This window comes from Veillonella rogosae JCM 15642 (assembly GCF_002959775.1).
In the GTDB taxonomy this organism is placed as follows: Bacteria; Bacillota; Negativicutes; order Veillonellales; family Veillonellaceae; genus Veillonella; species Veillonella rogosae.
This window is the reverse complement of sequence record NZ_PPCX01000004.1, coordinates 102,357-123,092: the sequence shown is the minus strand read 5'-3', so window position 1 is coordinate 123,092 and position 20,736 is coordinate 102,357. Positions and strand designations below refer to the sequence as shown.

The 20,736-nt window shown below is 40.2% G+C and carries 21 protein-coding genes and 1 riboswitch; of the genes, 5 read left to right on the top strand and 16 right to left on the bottom strand.

The window, feature by feature from the left end; all coding sequences use genetic code 11:
• Nucleotides 1-40 precede the first annotated feature (40 nt).
• Entirely contained in the window at nucleotides 41-1,195 is a 1,155-nt protein-coding gene (locus VRHSUH09_RS02675; RefSeq protein ID WP_105081302.1) for an MGDG synthase family glycosyltransferase, read from the top strand.
• Between the two features lie 198 nt (nucleotides 1,196-1,393).
• On the opposite strand, the gene tnpA is transcribed toward VRHSUH09_RS02675, so the two are convergent.
• The 5 genes from tnpA to VRHSUH09_RS02650 all read right to left on the bottom strand — a co-directional run bounded on the left by tnpA (nucleotide 1,394) and on the right by VRHSUH09_RS02650 (nucleotide 6,560).
• Nucleotides 1,394-1,855, bottom strand: coding sequence for an IS200/IS605 family transposase (tnpA, locus tag VRHSUH09_RS02670; RefSeq protein ID WP_105081301.1), 462 nt, complete (start codon nucleotides 1,853-1,855; stop codon nucleotides 1,394-1,396).
• Nucleotides 1,856-2,093: 238 nt separating this feature from the next.
• Nucleotides 2,094-3,722, bottom strand: coding sequence for a phosphoenolpyruvate carboxykinase (ATP) (locus VRHSUH09_RS02665; RefSeq protein WP_054748171.1), 1,629 nt, complete (start codon nucleotides 3,720-3,722; stop codon nucleotides 2,094-2,096).
• Nucleotides 3,723-4,066: 344 nt separating this feature from the next.
• Nucleotides 4,067-5,680 carry a PAS domain-containing protein gene (locus tag VRHSUH09_RS02660; RefSeq protein ID WP_054748173.1) on the bottom strand — a complete coding sequence of 538 codons (1,614 nt, stop codon included), beginning with the start codon at nucleotides 5,678-5,680 and terminating at the stop codon, nucleotides 4,067-4,069.
• A gap of 150 nt (nucleotides 5,681-5,830) precedes the next feature.
• Nucleotides 5,831-6,172, bottom strand: a complete 342-nt coding sequence (locus VRHSUH09_RS02655) for an energy transducer TonB (protein ID WP_105081300.1) — start codon at nucleotides 6,170-6,172, stop codon at nucleotides 5,831-5,833.
• Between the two features lie 10 nt (nucleotides 6,173-6,182).
• Nucleotides 6,183-6,560, bottom strand: coding sequence for an energy transducer TonB (locus tag VRHSUH09_RS02650; RefSeq protein ID WP_054748177.1), 378 nt, complete (start codon nucleotides 6,558-6,560; stop codon nucleotides 6,183-6,185).
• A gap of 426 nt (nucleotides 6,561-6,986) precedes the next feature.
• Here VRHSUH09_RS02650 and VRHSUH09_RS02645 point away from each other — a divergent pair, with 426 nt between their 5' ends.
• From VRHSUH09_RS02645 to VRHSUH09_RS02630, 4 genes are all read left to right on the top strand, one after another.
• Nucleotides 6,987-7,928, top strand: coding sequence for a metal ABC transporter solute-binding protein, Zn/Mn family (locus VRHSUH09_RS02645; RefSeq protein WP_054748179.1), 942 nt, complete (start codon nucleotides 6,987-6,989; stop codon nucleotides 7,926-7,928).
• Nucleotides 7,929-8,090: 162 nt separating this feature from the next.
• A complete protein-coding gene (locus VRHSUH09_RS02640; protein ID WP_005378256.1) occupies nucleotides 8,091-8,822 on the top strand; it encodes a metal ABC transporter ATP-binding protein in 732 nt (243 codons plus the stop codon).
• On the top strand, nucleotides 8,819-9,778 hold the full coding sequence (locus tag VRHSUH09_RS02635) for a metal ABC transporter permease (RefSeq protein ID WP_105081299.1): 960 nt from the start codon (nucleotides 8,819-8,821) through the stop codon (nucleotides 9,776-9,778). Before VRHSUH09_RS02640 ends, VRHSUH09_RS02635 begins: the two co-directional genes overlap by 4 nt.
• On the top strand, nucleotides 9,775-10,875 hold the full coding sequence (locus VRHSUH09_RS02630) for a metal ABC transporter permease (RefSeq protein ID WP_105081298.1): 1,101 nt from the start codon (nucleotides 9,775-9,777) through the stop codon (nucleotides 10,873-10,875). Before VRHSUH09_RS02635 ends, VRHSUH09_RS02630 begins: the two co-directional genes overlap by 4 nt.
• 158 nt (nucleotides 10,876-11,033) lie before the next feature.
• Here the strand turns inward: VRHSUH09_RS02630 and VRHSUH09_RS02625 are convergent, their stop codons facing one another.
• The 11 genes from VRHSUH09_RS02625 to VRHSUH09_RS02575 form a co-directional block, all read right to left on the bottom strand.
• Nucleotides 11,034-11,810, bottom strand: coding sequence for an ABC transporter ATP-binding protein (locus VRHSUH09_RS02625; protein ID WP_105081297.1), 777 nt, complete (start codon nucleotides 11,808-11,810; stop codon nucleotides 11,034-11,036).
• Entirely contained in the window at nucleotides 11,807-12,856 is a 1,050-nt protein-coding gene (locus tag VRHSUH09_RS02620) for a FecCD family ABC transporter permease (protein ID WP_105081296.1), read from the bottom strand. The genes VRHSUH09_RS02625 and VRHSUH09_RS02620 overlap by 4 nt, the downstream gene beginning before the upstream one ends.
• Nucleotides 12,857-12,872: 16 nt before the next feature.
• The gene (locus VRHSUH09_RS02615; RefSeq protein WP_105081295.1) at nucleotides 12,873-14,045 is read right to left on the bottom strand and encodes an ABC transporter substrate-binding protein; all 1,173 of its coding nucleotides are present in this window, start codon (nucleotides 14,043-14,045) and stop codon (nucleotides 12,873-12,875) included.
• Nucleotides 14,046-14,255: 210 nt separating this feature from the next.
• Nucleotides 14,256-14,448: riboswitch (cobalamin riboswitch) on the bottom strand.
• A 213-nt stretch (nucleotides 14,449-14,661) separates the two neighbouring features.
• Entirely contained in the window at nucleotides 14,662-15,150 is a 489-nt protein-coding gene (locus tag VRHSUH09_RS02610) for a GNAT family N-acetyltransferase (RefSeq protein WP_105081294.1), read from the bottom strand.
• Between the two features lie 136 nt (nucleotides 15,151-15,286).
• The gene (locus VRHSUH09_RS02605; RefSeq protein ID WP_054748190.1) at nucleotides 15,287-15,706 is read right to left on the bottom strand and encodes a GNAT family N-acetyltransferase; all 420 of its coding nucleotides are present in this window, start codon (nucleotides 15,704-15,706) and stop codon (nucleotides 15,287-15,289) included.
• Nucleotides 15,707-15,752: 46 nt separating this feature from the next.
• Nucleotides 15,753-16,082, bottom strand: coding sequence for a hypothetical protein (locus VRHSUH09_RS02600; RefSeq protein ID WP_054748191.1), 330 nt, complete (start codon nucleotides 16,080-16,082; stop codon nucleotides 15,753-15,755).
• A gap of 1 nt (nucleotide 16,083) precedes the next feature.
• Nucleotides 16,084-16,500: a hypothetical protein gene (locus tag VRHSUH09_RS02595; RefSeq protein WP_105081293.1), complete on the bottom strand. Its 417-nt coding sequence runs from the start codon at nucleotides 16,498-16,500 to the stop codon at nucleotides 16,084-16,086.
• 116 nt (nucleotides 16,501-16,616) lie between these two features.
• A complete protein-coding gene (locus tag VRHSUH09_RS02590) occupies nucleotides 16,617-17,135 on the bottom strand; it encodes a hypothetical protein (RefSeq protein ID WP_054748195.1) in 519 nt (172 codons plus the stop codon).
• Between the two features lie 146 nt (nucleotides 17,136-17,281).
• Nucleotides 17,282-18,817: a glutamine-hydrolyzing GMP synthase gene (gene guaA / locus VRHSUH09_RS02585; RefSeq protein WP_009352029.1), complete on the bottom strand. Its 1,536-nt coding sequence runs from the start codon at nucleotides 18,815-18,817 to the stop codon at nucleotides 17,282-17,284.
• Nucleotides 18,818-19,076: 259 nt separating this feature from the next.
• The gene (locus VRHSUH09_RS02580; protein WP_105081292.1) at nucleotides 19,077-19,304 is read right to left on the bottom strand and encodes a DUF362 domain-containing protein; all 228 of its coding nucleotides are present in this window, start codon (nucleotides 19,302-19,304) and stop codon (nucleotides 19,077-19,079) included.
• A 250-nt stretch (nucleotides 19,305-19,554) separates the two neighbouring features.
• Nucleotides 19,555-20,709 (bottom strand): HAD family hydrolase, encoded by a 1,155-nt coding sequence (locus tag VRHSUH09_RS02575; protein WP_054748201.1) that lies wholly within the window; start codon nucleotides 20,707-20,709, stop codon nucleotides 19,555-19,557.
• Between the last annotated feature and the right edge of the window lie 27 nt (nucleotides 20,710-20,736).

The following is a 20,736-nucleotide window of genomic DNA, read 5'->3' as shown; positions in this document are numbered from 1 at the left end:
TTGTCTATTTATGGTATAATGCACAGAGAAAGGGTGCACTATGAATAACGAAACATCACGGAAGGTTCTCATTGTGTCCGCCTCTATTGGGACAGGACATATGCAGGCCGCAAGAGCCATAGAAGAATATTGGAAAGAAAAAGAGCCACACGCATCGATTACTCATGTGGACTTTTTAGATACAGAAACCATGTCTGTAGAGCATTTAATTAAGGGGACGTATATCAAGATGATCGACGTATTCCCCATGCTATACGATATGATTTATCGCGTATCAAAAGGGGAGCGACGGGGGACTATTTTGCAAACTGCATTATCTTATCTCCTTAAAAGTCGTATGCTCAAGCTCGTTCAACAAGAGCAGCCAGATGTGATGGTCTTTACTCATCCATTTCCATGTGGGGCTGCGTCTATTTTGAAGCGCCAAGGTCATATTGATGTGCCATTGGTAGCAATTATGACGGACTTTAGTAGCCATCAATTTTGGCTTTATCCACAAATTGATACGTACTATGTAGCGACCGAGTCTATGGTCACCGAAATGGTAACCGCTGGTATTGATGAAGCTCGTATTCATGTGTCTGGTATCCCTGTGCGCCGTTCCTTTTTCCGTGATGCTATTGAGGAATATAGCTTGGAGGAACCTGTGAAAGTACTCGTTATGGGTGGTGGTCTTGGATTGGGCTCTCTCGAAACGGCACTTAAACATTTAGATGAGGTTAATGGTATCGGTGAAATTACAGTAGTAGCTGGACAAAATACATCTCTCTATGAATCCTTAGTTACCCTTAGTGATTCTATGAAAACAAAGACTACTGTATATGGTTATACGACCAATATTTCGGAGCTTATGAAATCATCGTCCTTGCTCGTTACAAAGCCTGGTGCTCTGACTTGTATGGAGGCTGTTACTATCGGTTTGCCTATGGTATTTTTTAATGCCATCCCTGGGCAAGAAGAGGCCAATGCAGAACTATTAGAGCGACGGGGCTGTGCTCGTTGGGCACGTGATATTCATAACTTAGAAGACGTTGTGACCGCACTGCTTATTAATTCTCCAAGACTACAACAAATGTCTGAGAGTGCTCGTGAATGGCATGTAGATGGAGCGGCAAATATCGTAAATAGCTTAATTGAAATTTTAGACGCTACAAAACAAGAAGAATTAGTGCAAGCTGAAGAAGTAATTGGCTAATCAAACTTTGATATATAGTAAAAGAAAAGCGATGACCGTAAGGTCATCGCTTTTGAATCAGAACCACCCGTAAAACGGGTGGTTTGCTCACGGGCTATAAGCCCGTAGTACTAGGCCAGCGTCTAAAGGCGCTGGCTTTCACTACGTTCAAGCCGCATAGCCATTGACTCGTAACGCTCCCCTTAAAGGGGATATGTATTACTTGCTACCCTTAAAAGGGTCCTCATATTCTTTTACACTAAGTTTATCTTTCATTTGGTCATGTAACTCTTGCTCACGTATATATTTTTTTACGGTAGCTTCATTTAATCCTACTGTACTTACATAATATCCCTCGGACCAAAAGTGTCTATTTCCAAATTTATACTTTAAGTTTGCGTATTTATCGAACATCATTAGCGCACTTTTACCCTTTAGATATCCCATAAAAGATGAAACTGATATTTTAGGTGGAATTAACACTAGCATATGCACATGATCTGCCATAAGCTCCCCCTCTATAATCTTGACGCCCTTATATTCACATAAACGTCTCAGTATTTCACGTAAACTATTTCTGTATTGATTATATATAACTTTACGTCTATACTTAGGTGTAAATACTATGTGGTATTTGCATAACCATTTTGTGTGCGCAAGGCTCTGTGTCTTTGATGCCATATAAAATCACCTTTCTTTTGTATATAATGCGGCTTGAACACCTACATTATACTTAAGCAAGGTGATTTTTTTGTATAACTTTCGTTGCCGCACCCGCATAGCGGGTGGTTTTATGATTCGCGACTACGTCGCGAACCAGTCTAAAGACAATAACAAAAAAGCCCTCCATATGGAGGGCCTTTTCTTTGAGCAGTTAGACAATCTCAATATTATATTGAGGAGTTAATAAATTTTGAGATTACATTAATGTTTTAAGTACTTCTAATACTTCTTCTGGTAATTCGTTTTTATGACCAATAAGGTTTTCTACATAGTCATAGCGGAACTCAAAAGCTTTGTGTAATTGGTGATGGTACTCACGCACCTGGAATGGTGGTTCAAAACCAGGAACCTCTACATATTCAAGGTTCGGGTATTTATAGAATGGTTTGAATTCCAAAGTACCTTCTACCAAACGTTCTAACAAATCAAGAGTCACTTCTTTTGGAACTTTGTTGTCCAAGAAGAAGCCTGTATTCATAATGTAGCATTCTACGCCACATTCAGAGAACAATTTTTTGTAGCTTTCATAATCAAGAGCCAATGGATATGTACGGAATGGATTTGCATACGGTTCAATAACAAGTGCATTTGGATCCACATGAGCATCGAGTTTTTCCGCTGTAGAACGGCGCGTAGCAAGTGTGGCACCCATTGTAGATGCTAGTACAGGATCATCAATTTTGAGGATCGGTGGCAATGTTTTATCTTTCATAAGCCATACAATAGCATTAACTGGCTCGTCTACATAATTTACGCGATTCTCTGTCCAGAATTGAGATTTGATAGCACGACCATTGTTATTACGAACGTCTTCAGCTAACACAACCTTACGACCCTCTTCATCCATTGTTACGCCCACGTTTTGTAGTGTTAACAAGAATTCATTAGCAGGATGTTCCACAGGGTAATCTTGCATTTTGTCAAAGTACGTAGGTTCAAGAGCAATAGAACTCAAATCCTCAGTATTGATGATATACGCATCGTCATGCAAGATAGAGATATCATAACGACCATCATGTTTTTCATGAGTCAATGTAGATTTACCGGAACCGGACAAGCCGAATACACCGATAGTATAGGATTTGCCATTATCAAGGTTGTAACGTTTCATACCGCCATGGCAGGCAACATAGCCGAGGCGATTAGCCAAGGACCATGCCAATGTAAGGGTACCTTTTTTGTGCTCACCAAAATAGCGCATGCCAAGAATCATGGCACAGTTATGAGCAGGGTCAAAGATAGCAAGACCACCTGGATGGCCAGGCACAATATAATCTGGATCAGAGTAGATGTAGATATCACCTTCTGGGATCTCTAAACTATCATCGTAGAATTCTTTTACTGCTGCATCAAAGAACTTGAAGTTCATGATCCAAGAATATAAAGTAGATGCGTGATCTTTTGGAATCATCAAATGAGCACGAGCGGTAAATTTTTTATCTAAACCAACAATAGCTTCAGCAGCAAGCCACTCTTTATCGCGGCTATCATACACAGCATCACGTGCAATATTAGAAAGTTCTACTTCATCAATACCTTCATCGCCAATAATACGACGAGCTTTTGCATAGCGACCTGTAGTTTTACCATCATTTGTAACTAGTACCTTTGCATCAGTTGGCAAACCTTGCTCGCATGGTTTATATACAGGCATATCGAGGACGATAACACCTGGCTCTTCAGCGGCAAGTTGATACGCTTGTGCAACGGATGTTACAGGCGTTACATTGTTCCCATAAAATGCAGTTTCAATAGTACTGCGCATCTTAGAAAATAATGGGTTTGTTTTAATTTCACTTTGCTTCCAAACGCGTCTTGTAGACATAGTATCTAGATCCTCACCTTTAAATATCTTGTAATTTCTCTTATAAAAGTATATCAATATATGAAAATATTGTTTTTGCAAATACTTTCATTATTTTCTATTTTACCCTTTTCAATCAAATTTGTATACACAAAACAGATGAATTATAGGAAATTATTGTATGTTTATTTCGAATTAGTGCAACACATCTCTAATAATAAAAATTGCTAACTAATCATTCCTTAATATTGCAACCAAAGTAAACAACATATGATTCAATGTTCATAGTCACTGCACAACACTAATAACAAAATAAAATGAGGCAAGGCCCTAAGACCTTGCCTCTTTCACATTTAAAAGTTCAATTATTTCTTATTTTTATTAATGAATGCGTCGATTTTACCGATCAAATCATCTACATCAAAATCACCGCGCTCTGCAATCATCTTGATAGTAGCCACCTTAGCCATTACTTTTACCATAGGTGTTTTTAATTTCTCGAATTTAGGATTTAAAGAAATCAAATGATCTACAATATCTGGACTTTGTTTGATCAAATTAGACAAGGTCGTTTTTGCATCGATATGGAATCGACCATCTGCATCAGCTGTTAATGGTTCTTCCTCTACCTCTTCTGCAGCCTCTTGAGCCAAGGATTTTTCTTTACTACTATCGCCTACAAAGTCAGTTTTATCCCAAGTCAACAATGTACGGGACCCTTCAAGCTCACGGATATGAGTGCAATCTTGCATCATTTCTAGTACACCACGGAATTTACCATTTTCATCGCGCACTGCCGTGTAGATAACATAGATAAACAAGCCCGGTTTATTAATCCAGAATTCAGCTTGGCTTTGCTCACCAGAACGGAATTTCTCTACAATTTCTTCTACTACATGAACAGATTTTGCTGGATGACAGTTCTTAACCTCACGGCCAATAACGTTAGCACTGCGAGGAAAAATACGATGTGGTGTATCACTGTAGAACTTAACGAGTTCATTTTCATCTACATAGGATAAATCTACTGGAAGATGACGGAATAACAAATTGATTTGCTCCAATGTCAATTTGCCAGTGGCTACATCTAGGACAGCATCCTTACTAACAGCTGTACCTCCTACAGGACCAACATATTTGGATAATAGTCCTGCCAAATCGTTTAGGAACTCATTAGATACACCATTTTGACTGGAGTTATTTGCATTTAGTTGTGCCGCAGAGTCATTGATGCCCGGCACTACATATAAACCTGGCGGATCAATGATGGCATAACCAATTTCATGGTCATTCTTACTCATGCGCACAAACTCTTCATCGCTTAACAGTTTATAAGATGTCGGTAACAGTACTTCTAACTCTTTGGAGTTCAAATCACGTAACTTTTCTAATGTTTCTGGTACAGACGCTAAGAATTCTTCGTATTTATCCTCCCGTAGCAATGCATAGGATGCAGAGATAGCATCGCGTACGCCGTCATCAAAGGTCCACATAATACGTGTAGGACGGTCAAAACCATGATCCTCTAGCATTGGATACAATTGATTTTGCTTACGAGACAGATGAGTTCTCCATTGCGCTAATGAATCAAAGATACCAAGCCATGGGTTCTTAATAAACTTCTCTTGCTTCAATAATTCATCTGCTTCAAGAGCGACCTTTTCAACAGCATTGATTTCTTCTAAGTACACCCATAACGGATGATTTTCTGGATACTCATTTTCTGCGCGAACTAATACGCCATCAAACAAGTTCAATAGGTCATCCATCCGATCTAGGATTTCTTCATCCTTGTAAACACCTTTTAAACTTTGCTCTGCATAAGCAAACTCATCAGGCGTACAAGTGCCAAGTTTTTCTTTTAAAATACGATTGCCTTCTTCTAAGGACAATTTTCCGTCTAAATAATCTTCTTTAACGGATACAATAATTCGGTAACGTTCATTGTTAATATCTAGCTTTTGTTTTAATGGATTCATATGTGTATACCTCCAAGGGCTAATTGATGATTATGATTTTATTATATCATTTTGAAAGTAATTTTCAGTAGCTATAGATACAGTTTTATTATTTTGTAAAGATTTCACACAAAAAGCACCCATACCATGTACGAGTGCTTTTATTGGATATTAAAAATCAATATATTCAGTTTTAGAAGATGCTACCGGATTACCATTAGAGTCTGTAGCAGGATTAAATCGCCATGTAGAAATAGTTTCAACGAGAGCCGCATCAACAGCGCTGGATCCACTAGATGCTACAATCTCAATATCCCCTACAGAGCCGTCTTCATTGATGGTAAAACGTACATCTGCACCATGAACAGCACCGCTATAACCGGCAAGAACCGCTTGGTCTACAGCTGGCGTAGATACCGCTGTAGGCGGTTTATAAGGCGCCGCCAATACAGAGGCCAGCAAACCAGTTACAAACAATGTGCTCAACATTGTACAACGCAACACTTTATTCATCATTATCTCCTTATTTAGCTGTTACAGCATGCTTAGGCAGAGTAATTGTCATCCCAATAATAGATTCATGAGCCTTTTGATCCGTGCCGATGGCAGGTGTAAATTTCCACTGCATGATTGCTTTTTTTACTGCTTCATCAACAGGAGCATAACCAGAGGAGCGTTCAACGAAAACATTTTTAACATTCCCTTTTTTATCAATCAAGAAGCGTACGCGCATATCTGGCGCCACCGTAGCCGTTTGAGGAATCTCAGGCAACTCAGGCTTCACAATATGAACCTCTCTTGGAGATTCTAAAAACTTTGCCGCATCAGCTGTATAATTACCTAACATGCCGAAAGATGCAACGAGTACAGCTGCAGCAGTGTATCGGAATAATTTATTCATAATAAGCCTCCTTATTCATTTTGTCTATGCATAATATCATACTAAATAAAGATGAATATTTAAAGAATAAATTATTATTGATAAAATTTCTCATTTATGATATATTGATTTCAAGATAACTGTTCGGACTTACATATCAGGTTGATATGACAAAAAATTACACAAAGGAGGTTCATCATGAGACGTAGAAAGCGTATTCAAATGAAGGTCATGATGGTACTTGGTATCGTTGCCCTCATTGGGCCAAACCATCTACAATCTCTCATCCCTTAACAATTGTGACCTTAGCAGAAAACCGTATAACTGCCACTAGCCGCTACGTTAGTAGTGGCTATTTTTCCGCTTAAATAAGGGTAGATTGTATCACTTATGTATTAACAAGATAACTAAAGTTTTTAACGCAGTACCTATAAAAGGAGGTTTATTATGAAATTTAATCGAATCTTACTAATTGTCGTATCATTAGCACTTATGTTATTCGCATTAGCAGGCTGTGGAAAAGATGCAGCCCAAGACAATCAGAAAAAATTAAATGTTGTAGCTACTACTACAATGCTAACGGATTTAGTAAAAGAAATTGGCGGTGACCATGTATCCGTCCAAGGACTCATGGGACCTGGCGTAGACCCTCACCTCTACCAAGCTAGCGCCGGCGATGTAACAACTATGTCTAAAGCAGATGTTGTGGTGTACAACGGCATTCACTTAGAAGGTAAAATGGGTTCCATTTTCGACAATTTAACAAAACAAAATAAAGCTACTATCCGCGTATCCGACGCTATTGATCCAGCCACTCTACTCGATTTTGATGAAGAAGATGGCGTGAAAACTAAAGACCCTCATATTTGGTTCGATGTAGCTAACTGGAAACTTGCTGCCAAAGCAGTTTACGAAGGTCTTGCGAAAGCAGATCCAGCTCACAAAGAGGATTTCAAAAAACGCTATGATACATACCTCACTAAATTAGATGAAACAGATGCATATATTAAAGCACAAGCAGAATCTATTCCTAAAGAATCTCGCGTTCTCGTAACAGCACACGATGCCTTCCAATACTTTGCTCGCGCTTATGGCTTTGAAGTAAAAGGTTTACAAGGTGTAAGTACTGCTACAGAAGCTGGCACACAAGATGTGAATGAACTTGTTCAATTTATCGTAGATCACAAAATTAAAGCAATCTTCGTAGAATCTTCTGTACCACACAAAACAATTGAAGCCGTTCAAGAAGCAGCTAAGGCTAAAGGCTGGAACGTTGCTATCGGTGGCGAATTATACTCCGACTCCCTCGGTTCTGAAGGCACTGAAGGCGGCACATATATTGGCATGGTAAAAGCTAACATCGATACCATCGTTAAAGCACTTAAATAAACAATGATTTGATTAACTTAATCAAATACGACAAAGTAAATTTACAGGTCTGGTTACAGTTCGGACTTAGGACTTAGATAGTTTTAAATTTACTTTGTTATTGTAAGTACAAGTGCTACTAGCAATATTAGCTAGTAGCACTATTGATAAAAGGAGGTCTCTATGGAATGGGCCGTTGAAGTTGAAGATATGACCGTAGCCTATACGACAAAACCTGTATTATGGGACGTAGATATGAAGGTACCCATCGGTTCCTTAGCGGCCATCGTCGGCCCTAATGGAGCCGGTAAATCTACATTATTAAAGGCCATGTTAGGCCTATTAACAGTTATCTCAGGTAGTGTTAAGTTTTATATCGACCACCACCTTGCAATGGACAAAAAGGATTACAAGAAAATCGCCTATGTCCCTCAAAGCGGTAGCGTAGACTGGGACTTTCCCACTACCGTATTAGACGTTGTACTTATGGGTCGCTATGGTCATCTAGGTTGGTTCAAACGACCAAGTAAAAAGGATAAGGAGCTCGCCCTCTCCATGATTGAAAAAATGGGCATGAGCGACTATGTAAACAGGCAAATCCGTCAACTTTCAGGGGGCCAACAACAGCGTGTATTCCTCGCGAGAGCCCTCGTACAAGAGGCAGATATATACCTCATGGACGAGCCTTTCAAGGGCGTCGATAAAACGACGGAGCACGCCATTATCTCCCTTTTACAAGAAATGAAAGCGCGCGGTAAAACGGTAATCGTCGTACACCACGATTTAAATACGGTACCTCAATATTTCGACTGGGTAACGATGGTCAACAAGCAAACTGTTGCCTATGGCCCCGTAGTAGATACCTTTACTGATGAGGCCATCGAGCGCACCTACGGCAAGGGGAGGATTGTATGACCATACTCCAATCCTATACAACACAGATGGTATTGCTCGGCACAGCTCTTTTGGGCCTTGCCAGTGGTATTGCAGGCACCTTCGCAGTACTGCGCAAGGAAAGCCTCATCGGTGACGGCCTCTCCCACGCGGCACTGCCCGGTGTCGTTATCGCATTCTTGCTGACCGGTATAAAAGACATTGAGGTACTCATTATAGGTGCCGCCCTGTCCTCTATCACTGCGGCGTGGCTCATAACCATCACCGTTGAAAACAGTAAAATCAAATTCGATGGTGCTCTAGCTACTATACTATCTGCTTTCTTTGGTCTTGGTATGGTTCTACTCACCTACCTTCAAAGTCTGAACAATGCAGGTCAGGCGGGGCTTTCAAAATTTATATTTGGACAAGCCGCCACCATATTAGCCCGCGATGTGTACATTACATCGGCGGCAGCGCTCATCATAATCGTTTTAACAGCCTTATTTTGGAAAGAGCTAAAACTCATTTCCTTTGACGTAGAATACGCTAAAACATTGCAAATTCCCGTCACCTTTACACTCATTTTATATCGTTCACTATTGATCATGACCATCATCATCGGCATTCAATCAGTAGGTGCTATCTTGATTAGTTCCCTACTCATTGCACCGGCCGTAGGGGCCCGTCAGTGGACGAACAAGCTCGGTACCATGTGTATACTAGCAGGATGTTTCGGCATGGTATCTGCTATGGGCGGTACCATTTGGAGTACAACAGTACAAAAACTGCCTACAGGTCCTGCGATCATCGTCATTCTGTCGGTTATCGTACTGTTGAGCCTCATATTTGCACCTAATAGAGGCATCTTGTGGCAATATCGTAAAAACAAACAATCAAAACAAGCTTTATTATCAGAAACTGCAAAGATAAGTCCCTCCGATTTACAACAAAAAATATATAGAGCAGAGCAGCCTCGCATAGGAGGTGCCCCATGACAGTACATACAGAGATTTTACTCATCGCTATTGCGGTATCCATCGCGTGTGCTATCCCTGGTGTATTCCTCGTGCTACGCCGCATGTCCATGATGGCTGACGCCATTACGCACACCGTATTCCTCGGCATCGTGCTCGCTTTCTTTGTAACGGAAGACTTAAACTCTCCCTTGCTTTTAGTAGGGGCAACCGTAGTCGGCGTAGGAACGGTATGGCTTACAGAGATGATTCATAACACGGGCCTCGTCAACGAAGACGCGTCCATTGGTATCATCTTCCCGCTCCTCTTCTCCATTGCCATCATCCTCGTCAGTCTCTATAGCGGTAACGCACACCTTGACGTAGATACGGCACTTCTAGGGGAAATCGCGTTCGCCCCATTCGACAGATGGATTATAAACGGTACCGACTTAGGTCCTGTATCTCTATGGATTTCTCTTGGAGTAGCGGTCATCAACCTCGTATTAGTTATGCTCTTCTACAAGGAATTGCAGCTATCTACCTTCGATCCACTATTAGCAGGGCTCTTCGGCTTCATGCCTGCCCTCATCCACTACGTGCTGATGACCATGGTGTCCCTTACCGTGGTAGCTTCATTCCAAGCAGTAGGCGCTATCCTCGTTATCGGCCTCATGATCGGACCTGCGGTTATCGCTTATTTATGGACGGACTCTGTGAAAGCCATGCTCACTAGCAGCATCATCATCGGCATTATCTGTGCCGTCATCGGTACAGAAGTCGCTTTCACCCTAGACGTATCCATTGCAGGCGCTATCGCAACAACAATCGGTCTCGCCTTATTAATTGCCGTTATTGGCACGCCAAAGACAGGCTATATTGCAACCTATCTTCGCCAGCGCCACTTGCGTCGTCACTATCGAGAAACGATGATGCTCTGCCACATCTATACCCATATGAACACACCTGTGGCGGCCATTGAAAATGGTATCGGCACCATTCACGAACACTTGAACTGGAAACCAGACTATACCCACCAAGCCGCATCACACCTTAAGAAACAAGGCTTGTTGTACGTAACAAATGGGTACTATATGCTGACCGATAAAGGCGTGGCACAGGTAAAGGAAATCATTTAATTAACCATATGAATTTTGGTGTACACAATAATAGGCAAACCCGTATAGTCTAATTAAAGTAATTGTAGAAACTTAATATTTTTCCTTACAAAAAAGAAGCTGAAATCAATGCACTGCAAAGATTTCAGCTTCTTTTATTTGTTGAACTGATGCGTTAATCAGTTAATAGCTTCTAATGGAATGACATGAGGCATGCCTTTGTCGTCCATATAGATTTTAGTTTTAACACGGTATACATCTTCCATCATGGCTTCTGTAAAGATGTCTTTCGGTGCACCTTGAGCGTATACTCTACCCTCTTTGAGCACGATGATTTCATCTGCGAACATAGCCGCCAGATCAAGATGATGTAATGTTACAAGTGTTGTAAAATCATTTTCTTGAGTCAGATTTTTTAGCAATGTTAACAAGTCAAATTGCTTGTGCAAATCTAGCGCACTCGTCGGTTCATCAAGAATTAAGATTTTAGGTTCTTTTACAAGGGCCTGGGCCATGAACACAAGTTGGCGTTGACCACCGCTGAGCTCCATAATGCTGCGCGATGCAAAGCGTTGCAAGTTCAACCGTTCCAACACCTCTTGTGTAGCTGCAATGTCTTCATCACTTACGCGGAAGGACATGGATCCCATGCGCCCTAGCATAACGACTTCAAAAACAGTCAAATTGACTCTACAGTCATTATCTTGAGACAAGTAGCTCACTGTACTACTGAAATCCTTTGTAGAATATTCAGCTACAGATTTACCATTGATGGTAATGTCGCCCTTGCCTTTCAAGATACCCATAATTGTTTTTAACAGTGTAGATTTACCAGCACCATTGGTACCGATGAGAGCCGTCAATTTACCAGTTTTAGCGGCAAAATCAACGCCCTTCAAGATTTGTCCGTCTTCCGTAGAGGAATAGCCAAAGGTTAAATTATGAACTTCAATCATTTGAAATAGCTCCTTTTCCTAGTTAATACCAACGAGAAGAAGAAAGGTACGCCGATGATTGCTGTCACAATACCGATTGGGAACATCGCCCCAGGAACGAGCATTTTACTCGCAATAGATGCGAGAGACAAAATCGCCATGCCACACACTGCAGATAGAGGCAAGAAATACCGTTGATCCTCACCTACGAGCATACGTGCAATATGTGGACCTACAATACCGATAAAACCAATAGTTCCAACGAAGGAAACGGCTACGGCAGTGATAAGGGAAATGAAAGCAAATACTTTTACGCGCAAGCTTTCAACATCAACACCTAGACCAGAGGCCTTTTCATCGCCTAATTTTAAAGCCGTTAAACGCCAAGACTCACGCATCATGAGTGGAAGCATGATAACTAGCACGAGGAGAACGATGGAGATATTAATCCAGTTTGCCTTTGCTAAGCTACCCATTGTCCAGAATACGATGTTTTGAAGGGCCTCAGGAGATGCCATATATTGCATCAAGGATTGAAGTGCTTGGAACAAGAACATCATGCCGATACCAGCGAGAATCATCGTTTCAGAAGAGAAATTCTTAATCTTATTGATGGAATAGATAAAGAAGCTCGTCAAACTAGCAAATACGAAGGCGCCGAATGGAACCATAAAGACACCTAAAAACTCTAATGCACTAGCGCCTACAACTACCATGAGAGAAGCACCGAAGCCAGCCCCTGCAGATATACCAAGTGTATACGGGCTAGATAACGGGTTATCAAGGATAGTTTGCATACCAGCACCAGCAATGCCCAAGGAGGCGCCTACCAGTAATGCCATAATGGCCGTCGGAAGGCGAATTGACCAAATGATGACATACGCATTTTTGGAAACCTCGGATGGGTCTGTTAATGCTAGCCATACATCACTCAACGTAAGTGATGCAGGACCTACAATAATATCGGTAACAAAACTTACCGCGCAAATGATCAGACCGATGATAATAAACATGAGCTTTTTATAGCTCTGTTTCTTATAATTGTACTGATTGTTAGTTTCTGTCACTACGAAAAACTCCTTTTTAGTTCAACTGCATAAACCAAACGCCACCGTAAGAGAATGGAAGGAATTTGTCATAGAATTCCTTAAGTGTACCTTCTGGATCTACGTCCTTGAATTCCTCAGGGTAGAATGTTTTAGCTAAATATTCGAATACTGCAACGTCATATACTTCACGAGGTAAACCATGGTGAGTAGAGTAAACGTTTTTAGATTGAACGGCTTTCAATTCAGGCCAGCCTTGACGTTCTGTGGTGAAAGCTTTCAACAACGCTTGAGATTTTGCTTCATTTGTATCGAAACCTAAACGCATGGATGTCGGTTTCTTAGGCCAGTAGGAACCGATAATGATGATGATATCTGGGTTTCTTTCCAAAATAAATTCTGGGTTAACAGGACCTGCTTTTTGAACTACATCTTTAGTAATAAGGTCGCCACCAACTTGAGTTGCTAATGCGCCCCATGCTACGTTTGCACTATAGGCAAAACCTAAACCTTCTGGACCTTCGTTACCTGTTTCAATGTAAACAGTTGGTTTTGGTTTGTTAATTTTGCTAATGCGGTCCATAACTCTTGTTAAACGTTCAGTATAGAACTTGTTGATTTCTGCTGCACGCTCTTCTTTACCCAATGCTTTACCGATAGCTTCGATAGATTTTTGGTGGTTTTCAAGCTTTTCAGCATGGTAATCGATATAAATAGTAGGGATACCAGCTGCATCGATTTTAGGTTTGTAATCAGACTCGTATTGATCTTTAAAGTATAAAGGCATGAAGATAACATCTGGATTCAAGGAAATTACTTTTTCCACATCAAATGTTTTGTCATTTACGTTACCAATGAGAGGAATTTTTTCCAACTCTGGCACTTCAGATTTGTAACGATCCCACATATCTGTACGCAACTTGCTCAAATAAGGGTCAATACCAACAATAGTCTTAGCCACATCTTTGCCTTGCAATGCAGCCATAGTCAAGAAGGCCCCACCAGAAGCACTCAATTGAACTACTACGCGTTCTGCAGGTTTTTTCAACGTAACTTTTTGACCTGTTACGTCTGTAATCTCAATTTGCTTGCCAGATTGTGCGGCATCCTTTTTCGTATCTGCTGGACCACCACAAGCTGTCATAATCATGCTCACAACTAGCAGGAGCACCGTGGCAAGATAAGCCATAAATTTCTTTTTCTTAAACATAAAAGCACCTCAATTCAAAACTCTCAAAATACACAATCACATGTTATCAACACAAAAAGCCCGTTTCCCCACGAAGAGGAAACGGGCTGTCATCTCAGTTAGACTAACTACCACGCCTAAAAGCTAATAGATAGAATGAACTACCAACTATATACTTATAGTTCGACCATTCATCTATGCAAATCCCCATCCCTGTCACTCGCAGGTCAATTGGCAATTGTTAATTAGGCAGTTCTCCTGGCTTCAGTTTAACGTTACTTTGCGCCTTCCCAAGATATTATCTCAGTGACTAAGAGCATATCGTCATTTATGCAAAGTCCCTCGCTGTTACAGTGGCGTGACCGCTTTGGCTTGTACCAAATTCTCTATTAAGTCTATAAACACCTAACCCAATCATATGTGATTTTTCTCATCGTAGCATGCGCTATATACAGTGTCAATAAACGTATAGGGGTAAGGCTATCCTTGTAACATCTACACTTTTTAGCAAAAAAGAAGCCAAAACTCAACCACAAAGCGGAGTTTTAGCTTCTCATTAGAACAATCTATAAAAATGTCCATCAAACTCTATAATTTATTTTTATCGATTAATAACTATATTGCCATAACAAAGTCACTAAAACGCAACACGCATCTGATACCATTTGGCACCACCATGATCAGACTCTGATTCACCTTCATTTACAAAACCAAACTTTGCGTAATAAGGAATCTTTTCTTCCTTACATGTTAAAATGACACCCTTACGTTTTTCCTCTCTGGCCAAGTCTATGAAAGCCTCTATCAACTGACCTCCAACACCACGGTTGCGGTATTCTGGCAATGTATTTAGGCCAAAAATCATTTGCCATGCACCGTTCAGATTGTGCAGCGAAGCATCGGCGAACATCTCATCCGTTAAGATTTCATCATCAGACACAAAACCATCGATAAAACCAATAGGTGTATCGCCGTCAAAGGCAATTAAAAACTGACCTGCATAATGATCTAATCGTTCCTTAAAAGCCTCACGAGGCGCCGCCTCAGCAGGAGGGAAACAAATTGCTTCTATATGTGTTAACAAATCTAAATCAGAGGTTGTCGCTTTTCGTATTAAAATATCCATATCCATCTCCATCGTATCTACATATCGATTCTAGTATATACCGTTTTACATAACAAAGGCTACACGTAACTCTATGTACGTGTAGCCTTTTATTAACAATTTGACCACTTACTTGCTATACAGATTATCCGACCAATTATTTTTTTGTATATTTCGGCACATTCCGATATTGCATTGGCAAGGAATTCTCTTTTACCTTAAATCCATGTTTCTCATAAAATGGTGCATTCTTGCTATCACCAATCATAACATTAATGTACAGGTAAGACTTGTAAGCCTCTTTCACCACTTCTAGCAAATGACCAGCAATACCGCGGCCATGATACTCAGGATGAACCAGTACATAATTGATGAAGCACACCAACTCGCTATCATCCATGACACGAATAAGACCAACTAAACGGTCACCATCCCACGCAGAAATCACACGAGACGAATTCATGAGAACCTTGTGTAATCGATCAGGATATTTACCTACTACCCAACGAACAGATAGAAATAAATCCGCTACTTGCTGAGGGGTAAAATTTCGTTCTTCTGTATACGTAATCGCCATAAAAGCTCCTTCTAAAGATTATAGAACCACCAATGGATATAATACTCTACAATTGTTTTCTCCCATGTGGTTTATGTTGAAAAATTTCTTTTACAATCCCTTCACCAACAATAGTGCTGCCTTCTATGATAAAGAACTCTGTACCTACTTGTAAGGCAGAATAATCTATATCTTCATTTACTGGCAGAGCATTAGTTCGTATTGGTCGATCAAAGATGACATCTTCACCATCAATAAAATTTACACCTAACATCTGATTAGAACCCTTTATAACAAGACGAGGACAATACTTTCCATTATTCAAATTCGGTGGAGTCCCCCTCTTCTTGCTAAAGAAAGTAACTATACAGCAAATAGTAAAATCTAAATTACTCATATTAGGCCTCATCGATTACATATACCATATCACCTGTAAAGTATATGTTCATTATACAATGTACGGGATTCCCTTCGGTCCGTAACCACCCTTGGAATACTGCTCGGCCCCAGTTATAAGTCTCTGTAATGACCTCGAACTCACTTTCACTATAATCCTGCTGATACTGAGGTAAATCAATCCTTTTACCTTTGAAAGTATCTAAGATTGTACTATTAAAAACGAGAATTTCTAGATCATCAACATCACATTTCTCAAATACAATCTTGGCCTTATGAGTTTGTTCAATACCGTTCTCATAAGAAAAAATATAGTCAAATGTAAAGATTAAACTATCGTCTACGTATTCTATTTTTTGGACTCTTGCATCATGGAGAGAATATTTTGGATACTCTCCGAAAGATTTTGTCGTTTTCATAGGCCCTCTATTTTCAAACAACTATTTAACCAAAATCTATAACTTAAAATCAGTATACCAATTTTTTTGTATAACATAAAAGGGGCTGTAACAAAACAGCCCTCAATCATTAATATTTAAATACCTAAAGTAAAAACCTCTTTATAAAATGCTATCATGTCTTTTGCATATTTCGCGGCCCGAGGAATGCCCAATCTTTTATAATAGTCAGCTACTATCTCTTGATGATTCTTCAAGAGGTCAAATTCAATTATATACAAACCAATACTTGTTATAGAGTATTTTCCTATTTCAATTACAGTTGATTCGTCATCTTCAGACAGATCTTCACCTATAGGAAATTCACCATCTGGATATGAATCAATAGTATCATCGTTATATTGCCAAAACTTTTTAGACCAAACGATAATATCTTTTCCATATTCTTCTATCATTTGCTCGTAAAACTGCACCATCTCTTTTTCTGAAAGCACCTTACAATTAAAGCCTTCTAGTAAGAATTGTCTCTGTCTCAATCGATTTTTTAGCTCTTCTACTTCAACACTTTGTACGTCTTGATTAAAGTTATCGACACCTAGCTCTTTTATAATATCTAAATATATGTCACTAACTAAAAATTCTTTTATGGTTTCCATACCCTGATTTCCTTAAAGATATCTACTAGTAACAACAAAATAGAAAAAATAAATTAGAGCAACTACTACTTTCACAAAAAGCCTCTCACCATAACGATGAAAGGCCTTTGTATATGTATTCTTTAAATACTATGTTGTTCTAATTTTTATTCCCACTCAATTGTAGCAGGTGGTTTAGATGTAATATCGTACACGATACGGTTGATGTGTTGTACTTCGTTTACGATACGACGGGAGATTGTGTCCAATACGTCGTAAGGGATGCGCGCCCAGTCAGCAGTCATGAAGTCTGTTGTTGTTACGCCACGCAATGCCAATGTGTAATCGTATGTACGGAAGTCACCCATAACGCCTACAGTACGTGTAGATGTTAATACTGCAAAGTATTGGTTGATGTCGCGATCAAGACCAGCTTTTGCAATTTCGTCACGGAAGATGTAGTCCGCATCACGCAAGATATCGAGTTTATCTTTCGTGATTTCACCCATTACACGGATAGCAAGACCAGGACCTGGGAATGGTTGACGCCATACGAGATAGTCAGCCAAACCTAATTCAGAACCAAGTTCACGCACTTCGTCTTTGAAGAGATTACGCAATGGTTCGATAAGGCCTTTGAAGTCTACAACTGCAGGCAAGCCGCCTACGTTGTGGTGAGATTTGATAACTTCTGCTTCGCCAGTACCGGACTCAATAACGTCAGGGTAGATTGTACCTTGCGCCAAGAAGTCGACGGAGCCGATTTTACGGCCTTCGTCTTCGAATACGCGGATGAATTCTTCGCCGATAGCTTTACGTTTCGCTTCTGGATCTTCAAGACCAGCCAATTTATCTAAGAAACGTTTTTCAGCATCGACACGGATGAAATGCATACCGGAATCTTTGAAAGCTGCTTCAACTTCGTCGCCTTCGTTTTTACGCATTAAACCATGATCAACGAAGATACAAGTCAATTGGTCGCCTACAGCTTTAGAAATAAGAGCTGCCGCAACGGAGCTGTCTACACCGCCAGACAATGCTAACAATACTTTGCCATCGCCTACAGTGTTACGGATTTCTTCAATAGCAGTTTTTGCATAGTTTGCCATTGTCCATGTGCCTGCGAAACCACATACTTCGTACAAGAAGTTGTGAAGCATTTCTTTACCATGTTCAGTGTGCAATACTTCTGCATGGTATTGCATAGCATATAATTTACGCTCTTTGTTTTGCATAGCTGCTGCAGGGCAGTCTTTTGTATGCGCAACGATTTCAAAACCTTCAGGAACTTTTGCTACATAGTCAACATGGGACATCCAAACAACTTGGTCTTCGTCCAAGCCTTTGAATAATGGGGATGTATTGTCCACTTTAGTAGGTGTTTTACCGAACTCACGGTTATCGGCAGATTTAACTTCGCCGCCCAATGTATGCGCCATAATTTGCATACCATAGCACATGCCAAGAACAGGAATACCAAGTTCAAAAATCTCTTTTTCGATTTTTGGAGAGTTCTCTTCATACACGCTGTTAGGACCGCCTGTGAAGATAATACCTTGCGGCTTTAATTCTTTAATTTTTTCCAGCGCTTTGTTGTATGGATATACTTCGCAGTATACGTGATTTTCACGAACACGGCGCGCGATCAATTGATTATATTGACCACCAAAGTCAACAACAATTACAAATTCCTTGTTTTCCATGCCTTCCTCCATATGCATCTTTGTGAAAGTATATTCACTATTATTTATGCCCATCCATTTCTGTACTGGGGAGCGCGTTTTTTCGAGTCAAACGCTAATTTTTCATTACAGTTTATTATACCATACGAAGTATTCAGACTCCATATATTCCGTATGAAAATTATAAATAAGTTTTTAATGTTCGGATTTTTAATATTCTTAACGTTCGAATTTCCAATATTCTTAAGGTTCGGACTTTCAACATTCCGAATTCTGACTATTACTCTTTGGCGTCTCCCGTTTTCTGACTACTACTCTTTGGAGTCTCCCGTTTATGCATCTTCACAGCCCCAACCGGACAGATTGAATAACAATCGCCACAGCCGATACAGCCTGTACCGATATTAAAACGAGTCATACCTTCAGTGATGCATTGAACAGGACAATCCTCAGCACAAGCACCACACTTAACGCAAGTATCATCGATAGTAAACTTTAGATTTCCCATTATACATCACCTCCTGTATCTAACACCGCTACATCAATTTGCTACATCACTGATATATATGTTTTTTCCAGATACTACCAGTTAAAAGTATATATTTTTAACTGGTAGTATCTCAATTATAGATATATTTCTAACACCATTTAATACAAGCGCCACTTAATACAGGCTTTTTATTTTTAACTGGTAGTGTTTCAAATATAGACATATCTAATCTAATCGATCGGAATTAAAGCTATTTAGTTTAATTTAGCTATTTAGTTTTATTTAGCTCATCGTTATGTGCTATGGCGGAGTAGATTGCTTTTGCCACGCCGTGATGGTTATTATCTGTCGTTTCGTACCGTGCTGCTTCTTTAATATTTGGTTTAGCATTGCCCATGGCAACGCCAGCACCTGCAAAGCGTAGCATAGACAGATCATTTTCGCTATCCCCTAGTGTCATTACTTCGTCTGGGCTAAAGCCCCAGTGTTTTGCCAAGGCTTCTACGGCTGTACCTTTTGTAGTATGAGGCAATACGAATTCTAAATTACCTTCACTAGAGAGCAGTACATCGTAAAATCTTTCACGGCCCGTACCATCGTGAGATAGACCTTGGTATTCATCGCGCAAGTCTTGTAAGATCCGTTGACGCATCGGTTCATCGCCGTAGAATATTTGAATTTTCTCAGGACCTTCGGCTAAAGACTCCATATGAGCTAGTAGGTCACATACCATAGTACGCGTTGCTAAGATAAAGGGACGAATATTAGGTCTAAAGAAGAAATTAGACTGTTCTACTTCACATTCGGACATAGTCGCTTTTGCCGCTTCATCACTTTCAGCAAGAGCATAGCGATCATGGGTTTCACCAGGTAGATGTTCGTCAGGTACACCAAGTTGAGGATGATTCATTGAGCTAGGTAGATGATTATCCATGAGGCTATTCGAACCCTTTTTATTAGGGGCTTTACACTCACTAGCACATGCGCTTAATCGTTCAGGTGTAATACATCTGGACGGTGGGTACATACCAAAGATTTGATCTTTCACATAGGCCTCTACATAGACACCGTAGGTTAAGAGTTTACGCAACAAGTATAATGCTTGTTCCTTATCAAAGTTAACGTGGAATAGACTGCGATTTTCATCCTTGTCCATCACATAGGCGCCATTTGTGCACATAAAATAGCGCAAGCACGGCAATTTTCCGATGACATCGTTCATCTCATTCCAGGCACGACCAGAAGCGATAGCTACGCGAATGCCACTTTCACGAGCCGCTCGAATCGCCTCGATAGCATCCTCAGGGATGGCCTTTTCGTCATTTACCAAGGTACCGTCCACATCAGATGCGATAAAGCGAATTGGCTTATCGCCTGTGAGACCTATGTAGTTTTTAATTTGTAATATTTCAGTTGAGGACATGCAGCCTCCTTTAATACAGTAGTATAT